Source organism: Bacillus sp. ISL-55 (genome assembly GCF_018613155.1).
Lineage (GTDB): Bacteria > Bacillota > Bacilli > Bacillales > Cytobacillaceae > Mesobacillus.
In genome coordinates this window covers 98058-114047 of sequence record NZ_JAGGQU010000038.1, presented here as the reverse complement: position 1 = coordinate 114047, position 15990 = coordinate 98058, and the positions used below count along the sequence as shown (strand labels likewise).

The 15990-nt window shown below is 42.7% G+C and carries 17 protein-coding genes and 1 riboswitch; of the genes, 12 read left to right on the top strand and 5 right to left on the bottom strand.

Translation table 11 applies throughout. The features are described from left to right. Positions 1–57 precede the first annotated feature (57 nt). Positions 58–318 (top strand): DUF1871 family protein, encoded by a 261-nt coding sequence (locus tag J7E32_RS18100; protein WP_214910232.1) that lies wholly within the window; start codon positions 58–60, stop codon positions 316–318. Between the two features lie 35 nt (positions 319–353). On the opposite strand, the gene J7E32_RS18095 is transcribed toward J7E32_RS18100, so the two are convergent. From J7E32_RS18095 to J7E32_RS18085, 3 genes are all read right to left on the bottom strand, one after another. After that, positions 354–1208, bottom strand: coding sequence for an alpha/beta fold hydrolase (locus J7E32_RS18095; protein ID WP_214910230.1), 855 nt, complete (start codon positions 1206–1208; stop codon positions 354–356). A 273-nt stretch (positions 1209–1481) separates the two neighbouring features. After that, positions 1482–1727, bottom strand: coding sequence for a helix-turn-helix domain-containing protein (locus tag J7E32_RS18090; protein WP_214910228.1), 246 nt, complete (start codon positions 1725–1727; stop codon positions 1482–1484). Positions 1728–1820: 93 nt separating this feature from the next. Further along, positions 1821–3164, bottom strand: a complete 1344-nt coding sequence (locus J7E32_RS18085) for a sodium-dependent transporter (RefSeq protein ID WP_214910226.1) — start codon at positions 3162–3164, stop codon at positions 1821–1823. A gap of 274 nt (positions 3165–3438) precedes the next feature. Between J7E32_RS18085 and J7E32_RS18080 the strand changes: the two genes are divergently transcribed. From J7E32_RS18080 to J7E32_RS18055, 6 genes are all read left to right on the top strand, one after another. Then, positions 3439–3996 carry an RNA polymerase sigma factor gene (locus J7E32_RS18080; protein ID WP_214910224.1) on the top strand — a complete coding sequence of 186 codons (558 nt, stop codon included), beginning with the start codon at positions 3439–3441 and terminating at the stop codon, positions 3994–3996. After that, positions 3989–5689 (top strand): hypothetical protein, encoded by a 1701-nt coding sequence (locus J7E32_RS18075; RefSeq protein ID WP_214910222.1) that lies wholly within the window; start codon positions 3989–3991, stop codon positions 5687–5689. Before J7E32_RS18080 ends, J7E32_RS18075 begins: the two co-directional genes overlap by 8 nt. Before the next feature lie 115 nt (positions 5690–5804). Continuing rightward, positions 5805–6200 carry a S1 domain-containing post-transcriptional regulator GSP13 gene (gene yugI / locus J7E32_RS18070; RefSeq protein WP_102264158.1) on the top strand — a complete coding sequence of 132 codons (396 nt, stop codon included), beginning with the start codon at positions 5805–5807 and terminating at the stop codon, positions 6198–6200. Positions 6201–6554: 354 nt separating this feature from the next. Beyond that, positions 6555–6812, top strand: coding sequence for a hypothetical protein (locus J7E32_RS18065; protein WP_214910220.1), 258 nt, complete (start codon positions 6555–6557; stop codon positions 6810–6812). Between the two features lie 2 nt (positions 6813–6814). Further along, positions 6815–6967 (top strand): hypothetical protein, encoded by a 153-nt coding sequence (locus J7E32_RS18060; protein WP_214910218.1) that lies wholly within the window; start codon positions 6815–6817, stop codon positions 6965–6967. Positions 6968–7178: 211 nt separating this feature from the next. Beyond that, the gene (locus tag J7E32_RS18055) at positions 7179–8375 is read left to right on the top strand and encodes an ornithine--oxo-acid transaminase (protein WP_214910216.1); all 1197 of its coding nucleotides are present in this window, start codon (positions 7179–7181) and stop codon (positions 8373–8375) included. Between the two features lie 47 nt (positions 8376–8422). On the opposite strand, the gene J7E32_RS18050 is transcribed toward J7E32_RS18055, so the two are convergent. Then, the gene (locus J7E32_RS18050; RefSeq protein WP_023626663.1) at positions 8423–8656 is read right to left on the bottom strand and encodes a DUF378 domain-containing protein; all 234 of its coding nucleotides are present in this window, start codon (positions 8654–8656) and stop codon (positions 8423–8425) included. Positions 8657–8856: 200 nt separating this feature from the next. Between J7E32_RS18050 and J7E32_RS18045 the strand changes: the two genes are divergently transcribed. The 5 genes from J7E32_RS18045 (at position 8857) to J7E32_RS18025 (ending at position 15015) form a co-directional block, all read left to right on the top strand. After that, positions 8857–10020: an iron-containing alcohol dehydrogenase gene (locus tag J7E32_RS18045; protein WP_214910214.1), complete on the top strand. Its 1164-nt coding sequence runs from the start codon at positions 8857–8859 to the stop codon at positions 10018–10020. Positions 10021–10278: 258 nt separating this feature from the next. Next, a riboswitch (cyclic di-GMP riboswitch) is annotated at positions 10279–10369 on the top strand. Positions 10370–10506: 137 nt separating this feature from the next. Then, on the top strand, positions 10507–11940 hold the full coding sequence (locus tag J7E32_RS18040; RefSeq protein WP_214910212.1) for an LPXTG cell wall anchor domain-containing protein: 1434 nt from the start codon (positions 10507–10509) through the stop codon (positions 11938–11940). 55 nt (positions 11941–11995) lie between these two features. Continuing rightward, positions 11996–12679: a class D sortase gene (locus J7E32_RS18035; protein WP_214910204.1), complete on the top strand. Its 684-nt coding sequence runs from the start codon at positions 11996–11998 to the stop codon at positions 12677–12679. A 252-nt stretch (positions 12680–12931) separates the two neighbouring features. Continuing rightward, the gene (locus J7E32_RS18030; RefSeq protein WP_214910202.1) at positions 12932–14281 is read left to right on the top strand and encodes a glucose-6-phosphate isomerase; all 1350 of its coding nucleotides are present in this window, start codon (positions 12932–12934) and stop codon (positions 14279–14281) included. Between the two features lie 329 nt (positions 14282–14610). Beyond that, positions 14611–15015 (top strand): YugN-like family protein, encoded by a 405-nt coding sequence (locus J7E32_RS18025; protein ID WP_214910200.1) that lies wholly within the window; start codon positions 14611–14613, stop codon positions 15013–15015. On the opposite strand, the gene J7E32_RS18020 is transcribed toward J7E32_RS18025, so the two are convergent. Then, on the bottom strand, positions 15012–15986 hold the full coding sequence (locus J7E32_RS18020) for a potassium channel family protein (protein ID WP_286183422.1): 975 nt from the start codon (positions 15984–15986) through the stop codon (positions 15012–15014). The genes J7E32_RS18025 and J7E32_RS18020 overlap by 4 nt on opposite strands. Positions 15987–15990 lie beyond the last annotated feature (4 nt).

The following is a 15990-nucleotide window of genomic DNA, read 5'->3' as shown; positions in this document are numbered from 1 at the left end:
TTAACTCTCACTAACAATATGATAAGATATTTTTAAAAAATAATCAGGTGATTGAATTTGGAATCTAAAGAACTCAGTTATAAATTGATCGATGTCTTAAATAAATGGGACCCTTTCAAAGTTGGCGAAGGAGAATTCGACCCGGAAATTGCTGATATTCTCCAGGCTGTCCATGATCATGACGAAGCCGATAAAATTGCCCAAAGGATTCAGTCAGTATTTGAATTTTCGTTTGAACAAGTTTTGCCATACCAAGAGTGTCTCTTAATAGCGAACACCTTGCTGGCCATCAAGAACGAAGACGTATGTTCCTTATAAACCTGCACATAACGCACTAGCAGAAACGGCAGCCATCAAAGGCTGCCGTTTGCTGTTGCTTCTGCTGTTTCCTCTGCTGCCATGAATCTGTTGATCAGCTGATGGACATCTTCAGGGCGTTCCTCGGGAACAAGGTGGCCTGTTTCCTTTAAAATGACCAGCTCGGAATTCTTCAAATCCTTATTCAACTTTCTCCCGATTCGGACGGGGACAACTTTATCTTGTTCACCCCAGATCAGCAGGCATGGTGCTTCTATTTTTCGCAGTTCCTCAGCTGACAGATCACCCTCTCGGTGGCGGATCATCATCGTCAAGGCTTTGAAAATATCATCCTCTAAAAATGGGGAGAGATAGCCATACAGCATTTCATCATTGATCATTGAATGGTCATAGACGACGTTCTGCAAGTTCTGCTTTACTCCTGAGCGCGCCAGGTGGAACTTCACATAGAGATGGAAATACGGGATGTAGCTGGAAAGTACGAGCGGCAGCTTTGCCTTTTTCAAATACCCCGAACTGCAAAGCAGAATTCCCTTTTTCGCATATTCCGGGTGATGCAGCAGAATGTTCATGGCAATTTGCCCGCCCATCGAATGGCCAACGACATTAAATTCGCGGATGCCAAGGGATTTCATCAATTCAACAACCGTTGCGGCGAGATTTTCATAGGAATATTTAAAGCTGGAAATCTTCCCGCTTTTCCCAAAAGGGGGAAGGTCGACGGAAATGACGTTATAATCCTCTTTTAGCAGGGGGACCAAATGCCTGAAGCTGAAAGTTGAGGAAAGAAATCCATGAAGCAAAACCAGTGTTTCCTTCGACTCCGGGTTCTGGTAGTGCTCATAGTAAAGATCGATTCCTCTTACGGTTTTATTCCTGGCGAATTCCATCGGCTTTCACTCCTGACATGATTAGCAAATTAGGCAAGGTATGCCACTTATTTTCCCCGCAAATTCCAACTTCACACAAAAAAATGACCGGAAACACAAAAAAATATGGACACCAATACTGGTGTCCATTAAAAAAGGGGGGGAATACTAGAAAGCCTTATGGGAATAGGATAGCCAGATTGGCAGAATAGTATACATTAATTTTCAAAATTTTAAATGAAAAATAAAACAGGCAGAGAGCCTGCCTGCTAAGATATATGATGATTTTTCAGGTTATAAGCTGCTTGGTCTCTGGTCGAGTTCTGGCGGTGCAGTGTAATAAATCTCGCCCATTAACTCTGACGCAGGGACATCGAGGGCTGTTGAGATTTTTAAAATCGTCTGCAATTTAGGTGTATGCTCGCCGCTTTCGTATCTTTGGATTGTCCGCGTACCTACCCTGATTTTTAAAGCGAGCTCCTCCTGGGAAATTCCGACTCGTTCACGGCACATTTTGATATTCTTTCCAATTGCAGTCATCGCTCATCACCTCCAAAAATAAAATATCTCTTACTATAAGTTTATCATTAAATTTTTGAAAATACCGACAATAATGTGAACGTTTTCTTAACTTTAGATTATACCGATCGATTGTAAAAACACAATGCCAATACCTATGGGTACGATGTAGCGGATGGAAAAGTACCAAATGTTGAATAACAACGTATTACTGCCAGTGCCTTCCTCCATTTCACGTCTGACCATTTTTCGGGGAAGCACATAGCCAACAAATATGGCGATGAAAAAGGCGCCAAGAGGCAGGGCGATATTGCTCGTCAGGAAGTCAGCGAGATCAAAGAAAGTTTTACCGAAGAACTTCACCTCTGATAAAACACCGAAGGAGAGGGCATTCGGAATTCCAGCGGCAAAAACAAACAAACCTGCAATCCATGAAAACTTTTTTCGCTTATTTTTGTCTCCTTTAGATAGAACTGCAACGATGATCTCAAGAATTGAAAACGCGGATGTCAGTGTCGCAAATAACAGCAAAATCAAGAAAATCGTCAGGAATAACCCGCCAAATGCCAATTCATTAAAGACTGCTGGCAGTACAACGAAAACAAGTCCAGGTCCTGCTTCCGGCTCAAAACCAAGCGCGAATACAGCAGGGAAAATGACAAGGCCGGCGAGCAGCGAGATAAGAATATTCAGCCCGACTACTGAAAACGCGGATTTTGCCAGGCTCTCTCCCTTGGACAAATAAGAAGCATAAGTCACCATTACTGACAGTCCGACACTTAGTGCAAAAAATGACTGCCCCAGCGCCATCAAAATGGTTTGACCTGTAACTGCTGACCAGTCAGGCTTCAGGAAAAATTCGACCCCGGCCAACGCTCCATCCAGTGTCAAAGACCTGATAACCAGGATGATAAATAGGATGAACAGAGCAGGCATCATGTATTTGCTCGCTTTTTCAATGCCCTGCTGGATACCGCCCTGTACGACCCAAATGGTCAGAATCAGGAATATAAGCTGAGCTGCAACGGCCTCAATAGGATTGGATATGATGCTTTCAAACGCTGCACCGTACTCCGCCTGGGTCAATCCTGAAAGAGATCCGGTGAAACTTCGCGCAAGGTAGGAAATTATCCAGCCGCCAACAGCACTGTAAAAAGACAAAATCAGGAATGAGGCAATCACACCGCCATATCCAAGCAAAGGCCACGCGCTTTTCGGAGCCAGATGCTTATAAGACATTACAGCGTCCTTTTGGGTGTTGCGGCCAATGATGAATTCAGCCAGCAATATAGGTGCTCCTATAAAAATGGTCATCAGCAAGAAAAAGATAAGAAAAATGCCGCCTCCATTTGTACCAGCCATATAGGGGAATTTCCAAATTGCCCCGAGCCCAATGGCAGATCCAGCCGCAGCTAGGATGAACCCGAGCTTTGAAGTCCATTGTTCGTGCTTGTTCATAAGAAAACTCCTTTAGGAAAAATCTGAATATTTATATTTTCTGACAAAATAAAAAAATACCTTTTCATGTTACTATTTTTTCATACAAAAGCATAGTGTTTTCAGGCTTTAAACAATTATTGAGTGATTTGTTATTTTTTTGAAACAAATAACAAAATGCGGCGTTTTATAGATAAAGAATTTACGCTTGAAGAGACGGAATTGCACGCGGCCGCAGCAATCGTCTCCGTTAAAAAAAGAATAAAATATAAGGTATCAGTTTGGGGGATCCAAAATGAATGATGATGAATTAGTTTTCCGGTCCCGGAATGGCAATATGCAAGCTTTTGCGGAATTGATCGATATCCATACTCCAACAGTCAGGCGCTTTGCCTTCCAGCTTGGGAACAAATATGACGACATAGATGATATCACCCAGGAAGTGTTCGTCAGGGTCTACCGCTTCCTCGACCAATTTTCACATGCCAAATTCACGACCTGGCTTTACAAAATCACCTTGAATGTGACGAGGAATTTTGCGCGCAGTAAACAAAGGCAGTTCAAGAAAGTGCTGAAGATCGGCAAGGAACGGACATACAACGGGAAAACAGCAGAAGAAAGCATCCTTCAGTTTGAAGAAGATAGGACACTGCATGAATGCATCCAGAAACTTGATGAAAAATATCGCGTACCGATCCTGCTCTTTTACTTTCACGATAAAAGCTATGATGAAATCGCGGAGATCACCGGGGCATCACTGGCAAATGTAAAGACAAGGATGTCACGAGGAAAGGAACACTTGAAGAAACTGCTCACTCTAGCCGAAAAGAAGGAGGGTGCAAACCATGGATGATCAGTTATTGGAAAAGCGACTGGAGAGCCTGAAAAGTGCATACGACGAGATGCCGGAAGATGAGAATCGTTCAGCGATCCTTGCGGCGATTAAAAGAGATCAACAGAAGAAAAGAAGGAATAAATGGATTCACTTACCTTATGCGGCGAGCTTTATTGGAGTGGGGATGATTGCCGGTGTCCTGATGATGCAATATATCGATGGCCATGACCCTTCCGGCGAGAAAACAGAACAGCAGCAGGCATCCACTGTTGAAAATAGTTCAGGGGATTTGCAGGAAGCCGATGTTAAAGATGTGTTTGAGGATTTGGAGAAATACTATAAAGAAAGAGTTGCTGAAACAAAAGCCGAACTTGGATTGGGGGCTGGATTTGAGAAATATTTATATCCATCCATTGGCGAGGATATCCAAAATACAAAAAATGAATTTCTAACCTATATGGAAGAACATGATAAGCAGGATTTGGCAGAGATGAGGAAAAATTTTAGAAGCCAAATCGACCAGGCTTTTACTCTTCCTTCCGAGATTATCAATAAAATCCAGAAAGAAGGCCATGAAGAAGCCGACTTTGCAGGTGACGAATTTACCCTGCTTACGCAGCTGGATTCATACACAGGCGTATATCAATATGGCATGGTCTTTTACGAGTGGAATATAAAAGAGGCAATCAGCAAAGAAGGTTTAGAGACAGTCGTTGAAAAGATGAATGCCGGCGGAAATGGACTTTCAGATAATGATTTGAAGAAGATGGCTGCCGTTGCGGTTGAAAACGGCTATGCGTTTCGTGAAGAAGATGGCAAACTATTGCCATATGTGAATTTTATGGGGATTGCAGACCGTCTTCGCGGCAAAGTAAATGAAGACTATATAACCTACCTTGAATTAAGGAGCAACCGGATTCAAAACAATATGGGGAAAGTAATTTCTTACAAAAACTACGCAGATGTATTAGTGAAACTTGAAACTGCAATTGGAACTGTTGAGGATTTAAAAATCAACGATATTCTGCGTACTGATGTGCAGTCCCTCTATGCCTTGTTTACGCTTGGCTCAACCGTAAATCCGATTTATGGTGAAGACAATCTTTTAAAAGAAGAAGTGAAAGACGCCTATTTATATCTCTTCGAAACTTATCCGGAGACCGACACAGCTGCAGCAGTAAAAGTTATGTACGAACAGATGAAAAGCGATAAGTTCCTTAAGCCAGCTAATGAAATGAAAAGGCACGAGAATCTTGTATATCCAAGATATATAAATTCCGCAAATAATTCGAAGGCAGAGGATATGATTAACAAGGCTGTTCTCCCCATCCCAGCTTCGTTGCTATCGAGTTATAAGGAATTCGCAGCCAAGAAGGACTTCAATATTCTGAAGAATTACGGACCGTTTGAAATCATGCAGTTGTACTTCCATGCAGACCAGGCTGGGGATTATGAAACCAAATACGCTCTTTACAGCAAGAATGACGGGAAGCCATCAGAGGAACAATATATACAAGAACAAGAAATGGCCAGTTTGGATCTCAGGGATGTCCTGAAAGGGTATGAATATGCCGCACTCTACCATGCAGAGGATGATTCAGAGGAAGTAGTCGGTGTCCAGCTGCATTTTGCAGATCGTCCAGATGGACCAGTTTTCCAGATGGTCCAGGAAGATGGTTTCTGGAAAGTAAGGTATCTTCCGTTCCAATAGCTGGAAACGCCTAAATTGAATTAACTTATTCCTTTTGATAAATGCTATAGAATATGATATAATTTTTAATTGCGTATTAATGGGATAAAATAAAACAATTTTTAGGAGTGTTTCCATGTCAGAAAATATTCAAGTAGGCAGCGTTTTAACAGGAAAAGTTACAGGAATCCAGCCATATGGCGCTTTCGTAGCGTTAGATGAAAATACACAAGGTCTAGTGCACATTTCAGAAATCACACACGGTTATGTTAAGGATGTTAACGAGCACCTTACAGTTGGCGATGAAGTGAAAGTGAAAGTTTTGTCAATTGATGAAGCTGCTGGAAAAATCGGTTTATCTATCCGTGCTACTGAAGAAGCACCAGAACAACCACAACGTGCGAAGAAGCCACGCAGTGCAAAGCGTCCAGCTGCTGTAGTTCAGCACCAGGATGACTCAGCACAAGGATTCAACACTTTGAAGGATAAGCTTCAAGAGTGGATCAACCAGTCAGATATGGCTAAGAAATAAGTTTTACTGGAGAAACCGGACATTTTTGTCCGGTTTTTTTTAGTGCTTGGAAATACAGACGTAAGCCAACTTCAGACAGGTTTGAAGAGAAATCATAAAAAGCTGTCCGAACAAGAGCCAACTTCGGACAGCTTTGAAGGGAAATCATGAAAAGCTGTCTGAACATGGGGCAACTTCAGACAGGTTTGGGGGGGAATCATCAAAAGCTGTCCGAACTCGGGGCAACTTCAGACAGGTTTGAGGGGGAATCATGAAAAGCTGTCTGAACATGGGCCAACTTCAGACAGGTTTCAGGGGAAATCATGAAAAGCTGTCCGAACATGGACCAACTTCAGACAGGTTTCAGGGGAAATCATGAAAAGCAGTCCGAACAAGAGGCAACTTCGGACAGGTTTGAAGGGAAATCATGAAAAGCTGTCCGAACATGGACCAACTTCAGACAGGTTTGAGGGGGAATCATCAAAAGCTGTCCGAGCATGGGCTACCTTCAGACAGGTTTGGAAGAAATCAACGAAAAGCTGTCCGAACCCGGAGCAACTTCAGACAGGTTTCATAGGGAATCATGACAAGCTGTCCGAACATGGACCAACTTCAGACAGGTTTGAGAGGTAATCATGAAAAGCAGTCCGAACAAGGGCCACCTTCAGACAGGTTTGGAAGAAATCAATGAAAAGCTGTCAGAACCGGGGCAACTTCAGACGGGTTTCAGAGGAAATCATGAAAAGCTGTCCGAACATGGACCAACTTCAGACAGGTTTCTAGGGTAATCATGAAAAGCAGTCCGAACTTAAGTCAACTACCGACAACTTCCGTTGAAACCAAGAAAAGCTGTCAATCGATATAGCTGCTGCAGACAAGTTCTAAAGGAAAACTACGGAAAACCTACCACCAATCTGTTTTAGGGGGTTAAAATGAAAGAGCTTACAGGTTACAATATGATTGTCTAACCAATTTTTTCATTGGAACGGAGGAAAGTTCATGACAACAACAAAAACTAGCTCGCTAATCGAGCAGACTCAAAAGTACGGTGCGAATAACTATCATCCCCTGCCAATCGTAATTTCGAAGGCAGAGGGAGTTTGGGTAGAAGATCCAGAAGGCAACAGATACATGGACATGCTTAGTGCGTATTCAGCTGTTAACCAGGGGCATCGCCATCCTAAGATCATTCAGGCGCTTAAGGACCAGGCTGACCGTGTGACTCTTACTTCAAGAGCATTCCACAATGATCAGCTGGGACCATGGTATGAAAAGATTTGCAAGATGACGAATAAAGAAATGGCTTTGCCGATGAACACTGGAGCGGAAGCGGTTGAAACGGCTATTAAAGCAGCTCGCCGCTGGGCATACGATGTTAAAGGTGTTGCGGACAGCCAGGCTGAAATCATCGCTTGTATAGGCAACTTCCATGGCCGGACAATGACAGCTGTTTCATTATCTTCTGAAGAAGAATATAAACGCGGCTTCGGCCCGATGCTTCCGGGAATTAAACTGATCCCTTACGGTGACCTTGATGCGCTGAAGGAAGCGATCACTCCTAACACTGCAGCCTTCCTGATTGAACCGATTCAGGGTGAGGCTGGAATCGTCATTCCACCAGAAGGATTCATGAAAGCGGCGTTCGATGTATGTAAAGAAAACAATGTCCTGTTTATTGCCGATGAAATCCAGGCAGGATTAGCACGGTCTGGTAAAATGTTCGCGTGTGAATGGGAGGACATACAGCCTGATATGTACATCCTTGGAAAGGCACTTGGCGGCGGAGTATTCCCGATTTCCTGTGTTGTAGCTGACAATGATGTACTGGGTGTATTCAATCCTGGTTCTCACGGCTCTACTTTCGGCGGAAATCCGATGGCCTGTGCTGTTTCAATCGCATCCCTGGATGTATTGATTGACGAGAAGCTTGCAGAACGCTCCCTTGAACTTGGTGAATACTTTATCAGCAAGCTGCGTGAAATCGATAATTCCATCATCAAGGATATCCGCGGCCGCGGTTTGTTCATTGGCGTTGAATTAACGGAACCTGCACGTAAGTATTGTGAGGACCTTAAAGAAGAGGGACTGCTTTGCAAAGAGACGCATGATACCGTCATCCGCTTCGCACCGCCTCTTGTCATCAGCCAAGAGGAATTAGATTGGGCAATCGAACGAATTAAGAAAGTATTATCATAAACACAAGAAAACCCGCCTTCCTTGGCGGGTTTTCTTGTGAAATTCAGTTATCGAGTAGCCCTTGGTTCTGCTGCTCTTTCCTCTCTTTCGCTTGGAGCGAAAAGAAGACCGATGTTTATTAAACCAGCAAGTCCAACCAGGCCATAGATGATTCGAGCCAATGCTGAATCCTGTCCGCCGAAAATTGCTGCAACAAGATCGAATTGGAAGAATCCTACTAACCCCCAGTTGATGGCCCCGATAATGGTAAGAACAAGTGCTGCACGTTGAATACCGCTCATGGGTGTTTCCTCCTTCAATAAATTTGTTCTTTTATAGAGTGATTCAGCAGTTGATGAATTATTCATCCTGAACATATTAAATCTTTATCCAAGTAAAAAGATGAAACATTTTAGAGCACATTGGAGAACATTAAGAAGTGTATTTTTTTTGCATTGCTTTTAAAAAAAGAACATAATTAGCCTTGAGGAAGGTGATAAGAATGGATAACTTTACATTTTATAATCCAACTAAACTTATTTTTGGAAAAGGTCAGCTTGAGGAACTGAAGAATGAGGTCCCTCAGTATGGCAAGAAGGTTCTGCTCGTCTACGGTGGTGGCAGCATTAAGCGAAACGGACTTTATGATTCAGTCATGAACACTCTAAATGAAATTGGCGCGGAGGTATCCGAACTGTCAGGTGTTGAACCAAATCCTCGGCTGTCAACTGTCCATAAAGGTGTAAAAATATGCAAAGAAGAAGGTATTGAATTCCTGCTTGCAGTGGGCGGCGGCAGTGTTATCGACTGCACGAAAGCTATCGCAGCTGGAGCAAAATACGATGGCGATGCATGGGATCTTGTTACAAAGAAAGCTTTTGCATCAGAAGCACTTCCATTCGGGACAGTATTGACATTGGCCGCTACAGGCTCTGAGATGAATGCCGGTTCTGTCATCACAAACTGGGAAACGAATGAAAAGTACGGCTGGGGCAGCCCGGTGTCTTTCCCTAAATTCTCTATCTTGGATCCTGTAAACACATTTACAGTGCCTAAGGACCAAACAATTTACGGCATTGTTGACATGATGTCACATGTATTCGAGCACTATTTCCACCTGACTGAGAACACTGAATTCCAGGATCGCATGGCCGAATCCTTGCTTTTGACAGTGATGGAAACAGCACCAAAACTGCTTGAGGACCTGGAGAACTACGAGTATCGTGCAACGATTCTTTACTCAGGAACGATGGCATTGAATGGAATCCTAAACATGGGTTACCGCGGCGATTGGGCTACTCATAATATCGAGCACGCCGTATCAGCAGTGTATGATATCCCTCACGGAGGCGGGCTAGCCATCCTGTTCCCGAACTGGATGAAGCATAACCTTAACGTGAAACCAGAGCGCTTCAAGAGAATGGCTGTCAGAGTTTTCGGAGTAAATCCAGAAGGCAAGACAGACGAAGAAGCAGGTTTGGAAGGAATTGAAAAGCTGCGTGAATTCTGGAACAGCATTGGTGCACCATCAAGACTTGCTGATTATGACATTGATGACAGCAAGCTGGAAGTGATGGCTGACAAAGCAATGGTCAATGGCGAGTTTGGCAACTTTGCAAAATTAAATAAAGATGACGTATTGAACATCTATCGTATGTCGTTATAAACCTTTAAGGACCCTTGGAATATTCCCTGGGTCCTTTGTCTTTTTATAGGTAAAAAATCTCATGTATTTCCTTTAAAAATAGAACCCTAAGCACTGAATCCACCCTCCTTTCCGGGAAAATAAAGCATTCGATGAAAAATTTACCAATATTTTTTCTGGGACTAAATGTTTAAGCAGCTGGGTAACTGTGGTAAGTCTCTAAATGTAAGACAATGGAGCAGTAGGAATTATTTACATAAGAATCCATATTAACACCAATCATGCTCAGGGCAAACCTGTTGAAAAACAGGGACGCAAAGCGAGGGGTCTAAGGCTGCATTTTACGGCTAAGATTGTCCTGGCTGCCATGAAATTAGAGATAACCTGGCTGTTGTTTTGTCTAGTAAAAGGATGAATACAAGGAAAAGGAGGCGAGTACTCTTTTAAAATAACTGAATATTCAGTTTATTAGTGGTGCACAATTTTATTCGAAAAGGGGTAGAAATTTTGAAAATTAAAAAGCGCTTATCCATCGTAGTTGCATTCATGTTATTGTTTATGATTACTTTCCCTGTTACAGGTGCGTTTGCTGCGGAAAATAGCAAGCAAAAAACAAACTCTCAGCAAGAAAATACTGTTAAACAAAAAAACATCAAAGTAGGTTCAAAGACTGCGGATCAAACAGAAAAGTCTAATGGTGATGTAAAAGCGGCAACTACGGAAAATGAAACAAATACTGAGGAAGCTTCAGCAGCTGAGAAAGAGGATAGTAACTCTGAACAAGAAACAACAAATCAACCTGGAGCAGCTGAGAACAGTGATAATCAGGAAGGCAATGGTGAAAACGGAAATAATGCTTCAGGGAAAAATAATACTCAAGAAGAAACTAATGCAGAAGAAAATGAAAAACCGGACGAAGATAATGCATCAGAAGGAGATAATGCACCAGAAGAAGATAATGCTTCACAAGGAGATAATGCACCAGAAGAAGATAAAGATGGAGACGGAAATAATGCTGCTGAAGAAAGCAGAAATGAGTCAACGCCGGCTGATAATGGAACCGAACCAGGCAATGAAAATAAAAGCACGCAGATCCACCTGCACATCGACAAATGTGTCAATCCTGTTGAAACCGCCTTTGTTCAGATTGATGGTCAGTGGGAGGAAATGACGAATCCGGGTTCATCCCCTTTATATAAATCTTTTGATGACGGTGAATTCATAAAAGATGATGTTTCAGCTTTCAAACTGATTTTTACAACAGGTGAAGAGCTTGTCATCCCAGTCAGTGAAGTAAGAGTAGGAGTGGAAGCAGAAGGCTCGGTTAATTATTGGCTGGATATTTGTGAACTTCCTGTAGAAGAACCATCTGAACCATCTGAACCAGGTGATTCAGAGGATACTGATGAAACTATGAACATACTATCAATGATTAGAATCGTGATAGATGAGACTCCACGTCCAATTGAAAAAGTAACATTGGTCATGATGGGCGGCAAGAGAATAGGCCTTGAAAGAATCAATGAACTATTCAGCCTCACGCTGACTGAAGAAATTGAACTGGAATTGATTCGTGGACTTGAGATAACCAGCAACGGTGAAACAAAATTGATTCTGCTTTCGCAAATTGAGTCCCTGGATATTGTCGAAAGTGTGCTGACACTACAATTAAACTGGGATATGGAAGGTGAAATGGTAGAGGAAGAAGCAGAAGAGACGGAATCAGAAGAGGCGGAATCAGACGAGGATACTGAAACGCCAGCACCAGGAAATAATTCAGGATCCGGGAATACTTCTGATGGGACAACAACTAAACAGGTATATAACGGCGAGGTACTTCCTCAAACCGGTGAAAGCAGCAGGACAATGTTCTATGTACTTGGCTTCTTGATTGCCGCAGGAGGAGTCATGCTAAGATTCAGGAATCCATTGAGGAACTAAACTTGAGGTGGAGGGGAAGCGATTCCCCTCTTTTATTTTTATACGAGGTGAAGTTATGAGAAAAGTATTGTCGTTATTAATGATTCTTGCTGGTCTGTCGATCTTCTTTTATCCAGCTGCAAAAGATTATTACACTTCCTACAATCAGGAGAAAATGATTGAAACATGGGAGGACAGCAGTCAGAAGAATATGGTGGCTGCAGAGAGTCTAAGGAAGCTTGAGGATGTATTCAGTATTGAAACACAGGCAGAGAGCAGTGTGGATGAAGTTCCGCCAGCTGAAAAACAAGAGGCTGAAAAGCTACCGGCCGAAAATCAAAAGGAGACAAAACAGAAACGGTCCGCCGGCATGGTCGGTGTCATTGAAATAGACAAGATTGGCGTGAAGCTGCCTATATTAAATGGTGCATCTGATGCGAATTTGGATAAAGGAGCTGGTCTGCTTGAAGGAACACCGGCTCCGGGAATGCCAGGGAACAATGCCATTGCCGCCCACCGGAACCGGGCCTATGGAAGTATGTTCAACCGGCTCGATGAAATAAGCAAAGGGGATACCGTCACGGTAAGGGATAAAAACAACACCTATCAATATGAAGTATACGAAACGTTAGTTGTGGAACCGCGCGAAACTTCTGTCCTTAGAGGGAGTAAGGATGAAAAGGTGCTCACCCTTATAACTTGCACCCCAATTGATACAGCAACACACAGGCTGATTGTCAAAGCAAAACTGAAACCTTAAGGGTACTCTCGTGTTTTTGCCCTAGAAGTGAGGGTAAGGGGTAAAAGAGCAACTAATTTTTTAGGCACGCAATCGGTCTCTTATACATTGGAAAGAAGAACAATAAAAGTGCCCAATCGTGATGAACTAAACTTTTTAATAAGTTTACTTAAAATTTCACAATTGGGCACGCTTACATTTGGGGGTGTTTCTTGATTATTGACTTTCATTTGGTTAAAGTGATAGAGAATATAAAATAATGGAGGATCAGACATGACACATGTTCGTTTTGATTACTCAAAGGCGTTAAGCTTTTTTGGTGAACACGAAGTTACATACTTAAGGGATTTTGTAAAAGTAGCACATCATTCATTACATGAAAAGACTGGTGCAGGCAGCGACTTTTTAGGCTGGATCGATCTGCCTGTAGACTATGATAAAGAAGAATTTGCACGCATCCAGAAATCTGCGGAAAAGATTAAGAGTGATTCTGATGTCCTGCTTGTTGTCGGGATTGGCGGCTCTTATCTTGGTGCACGTGCTGCGCTTGAATTTTTACAGCACAGCTTCTATAACGCTCTTCCAAAAGAAAAGCGCAAGACACCGCAAATTATCTTTATCGGCAACAACATCAGCTCATCTTATATGACAGATGTGATGGATCTTTTGGATGGAAAAGATTTCTCGATCAATGTCATCTCTAAGTCTGGAACAACGACGGAGCCTGCAATCGCATTCCGTATTTTCCGCAAGCTTCTTGAAGAGAAGTATGGAGTGGAAGAAGCCCGCAAACGCATTTATGCAACAACGGATAAAGCTCGCGGTGCATTGAAAACACTTGCTGACGAAGAAGGCTATGAATCATTCGTGATTGCTGATGATATAGGTGGACGTTATTCTGTATTGACGGCTGTAGGCTTGCTGCCAATCGCTGTCAGCGGTTCAGATATCGAAGCGATGATGAAGGGTGCAGCACAGGCAAGAGAGGATTTCGGAAATTCAGAGCTTGAAGAAAATCCTGCTTACCAGTACGCTGCAGTCCGTAACGCGCTTTACAACAAAGGTAAAACAATTGAAATGCTGATCAACTATGAGCCATCTCTTCAGTACTTCTCTGAGTGGTGGAAGCAGCTATTCGGCGAAAGCGAAGGAAAAGACCAGAAGGGAATCTATCCTTCTTCAGCGAACTTCTCGACTGACCTACACTCACTTGGTCAATATGTGCAGGAAGGCCGCCGTGACTTGTTCGAAACAATCATCAAAGTCGAGAAACCTCGCCATGAAATGACAATTGAAGAAGCTGCAAGCGACCTTGACGGCTTGAACTATCTAGCTGGCAAGACGGTTGACTTCGTCAACAACAAAGCGTTCGAAGGAACAATGCTTGCCCATACTGATGGCGACGTACCGAACCTTGTTTTGACAATCCCTCAGCTTGATGAGTATACATTCGGTTACCTTGTATACTTCTTTGAAAAAGCCTGCGCAATGAGCGGCTACCTGCTCGGCGTGAATCCATTCGACCAGCCAGGCGTAGAAGCTTACAAAGTGAACATGTTCGCATTGCTTGGAAAACCAGGCTTCGAAGAAAAGAAAGCAGAATTGGAAAAACGACTTAAATAATGGTGAAAAGGAGCACCCTATATTAGCGGGTGCTCCTTTTGTATGAATTGCTTCTTTTAAAATTGGAAAAAATCGCACGAAATTTCCAGTTCGCCAATAAATTTTGAAAATCGCCAATAAAGTTGTGAAAATCGCCAATAAAAATAAATAATCGCCAATAAAATTGTGAAAACCGCTAATAAAAATTGATTTTCGCCAATAAACGTAATACAACAGCAACGAACACCGGTTTAAAGAAGGTTTCCAAGCTAATCGGATCGTACACCACTCATTAAAATACCTCTTTTGGTTAAAACTAAGCGAAAATGAATGGAAAGGCGGAACGACCATTGATTGAGATACAATCTGAGCTTGAGGGCAAACATTTCGATTTATTTAAACTGGAGCAGCTGCTTAAACCTTTGGGATATTCCATCGGGGGTAACTGGGATTATGATCATGGTGCTTTTGATTATAAAATTGATGATGAAGTGGGTTATCAATTTTTGCGTCTGCCATTTAAGGCGATTGACGGCCAACTCGATTCCAAAGGCTGCACAGTTAGTTTAGAGCGCCCATTCCTTCTCTCGCATAAATATCAGCGAGGCATCGATGACCATGCGGAGATTGGGAATGCCAGCGCTTCATTCAATCAATTTCAGGAGCCTGTGGACAAGGATGCGAGCTTTCCGGAAAAATACATCGAAGTCGGAAAGTCGCTTGTCCGAGAAGTAGAATCTGCTTTGCTTCATTAATCATTGGAAATCGCAAGCAGCTGATCATCGTATTTAATTTTAATATTGTTTTTGGGGTTGACGATAATGTCATCCCCTCTTTTGCTTCCAATCAATATAATATTGCGCTCTTTCAGCAGAAAGCTGCTTGCTTCCTGAAAGTTTTTATCAATAAGAGAAGCTTCCGGTTCAATATAAGACAAGCGCTTCCCGTTTAATTCCCCTAGTAAATCCAGCAAAGGGTTCACAACTTCCGCAGAAGCGATGCTGTTTAATAGTACGGCGCTAGTCAAAGCATTAGCAGGTATTAGTTCATCTGCTCCGGCTCTTCTCGCATTATTGATCTGTTCGGTGGTTTGGATTTCTGCGATGCACCGGATGTCCGGGTTTAAGCCTTTGATCGCGAGAAGCGTGAGAATCGTATTCATATCGGCTTGAAGCTCATCAAGGTTCTGGTCGGATGTAATAATTACTTTTCTGGCTGTTGAGATGCCGGCATCCAGTAAAGTTTCATCCTTGTTCGCCCTCCCCCTGATGAAGTGAACATTGTCATCCTTAATAGGATTAGACCCCAAGGAATCATCCACTAATATGATTTTTTCATCAGATTCTATGAGAGACCTGAGAACCGAACGAGACCTTTCATTCCACCCGATAATGATAATCTGATCTTTGCCTTTAAAACCTACTTTCCCCTCTGCATATGCATTTTGTTTGGTAACAGTTGCTGCTGAAAGGTGGATAAAATAGGACGATAAAAATCCTGTGCCAATCAGCAGGAGAAGTATTGCCGTTATTCGTCCCCATGTAGATACGGGATAATAATCTCCGAACCCTACTGTTGATGCAGTAATGATCGCCCACCAGACCCCATCAAAAATTGTTGGAAAGCTTTTTGGCTCAACATAATGAATGATGACGCCAAACAGAGTAATCATCATAGCGGCAATCATCAGGATCCTCAACAAAATCGGAAGTTTTACAAAACGCATATAT

Bases quoted from the DNA above. Each gene is read 5' to 3' on its own strand.
- J7E32_RS18065 (WP_214910220.1), top strand. From the start codon at position 6,555: ATGAAAAGCAGTCCGAACAAGAGGCAACTTCGGACAGGTTTGAAGGGA.
- J7E32_RS18035 (WP_214910204.1), top strand. From the start codon at position 11,996: ATGAGAAAAGTATTGTCGTTATTAATGATTCTTGCTGGTCTGTCGATC.
- J7E32_RS18095 (WP_214910230.1), bottom strand. From the start codon at position 1,208: ATGGAATTCGCCAGGAATAAAACCGTAAGAGGAATCGATCTTTACTAT.
- J7E32_RS18045 (WP_214910214.1), top strand. From the start codon at position 8,857: ATGGATAACTTTACATTTTATAATCCAACTAAACTTATTTTTGGAAAA.
- J7E32_RS18075 (WP_214910222.1), top strand. From the start codon at position 3,989: ATGGATGATCAGTTATTGGAAAAGCGACTGGAGAGCCTGAAAAGTGCA.
- J7E32_RS18090 (WP_214910228.1), bottom strand. From the start codon at position 1,727: ATGACTGCAATTGGAAAGAATATCAAAATGTGCCGTGAACGAGTCGGA.
- J7E32_RS18050 (WP_023626663.1), bottom strand. From the start codon at position 8,656: ATGAGCGGTATTCAACGTGCAGCACTTGTTCTTACCATTATCGGGGCC.
- J7E32_RS18055 (WP_214910216.1), top strand. From the start codon at position 7,179: ATGACAACAACAAAAACTAGCTCGCTAATCGAGCAGACTCAAAAGTAC.
- J7E32_RS18060 (WP_214910218.1), top strand. From the start codon at position 6,815: ATGAAAAGCAGTCCGAACAAGGGCCACCTTCAGACAGGTTTGGAAGAA.
- yugI (WP_102264158.1), top strand. From the start codon at position 5,805: ATGTCAGAAAATATTCAAGTAGGCAGCGTTTTAACAGGAAAAGTTACA.
- J7E32_RS18030 (WP_214910202.1), top strand. From the start codon at position 12,932: ATGACACATGTTCGTTTTGATTACTCAAAGGCGTTAAGCTTTTTTGGT.
- J7E32_RS18080 (WP_214910224.1), top strand. From the start codon at position 3,439: ATGAATGATGATGAATTAGTTTTCCGGTCCCGGAATGGCAATATGCAA.
- J7E32_RS18085 (WP_214910226.1), bottom strand. From the start codon at position 3,164: ATGAACAAGCACGAACAATGGACTTCAAAGCTCGGGTTCATCCTAGCT.
- J7E32_RS18020 (WP_286183422.1), bottom strand. From the start codon at position 15,986: ATGCGTTTTGTAAAACTTCCGATTTTGTTGAGGATCCTGATGATTGCC.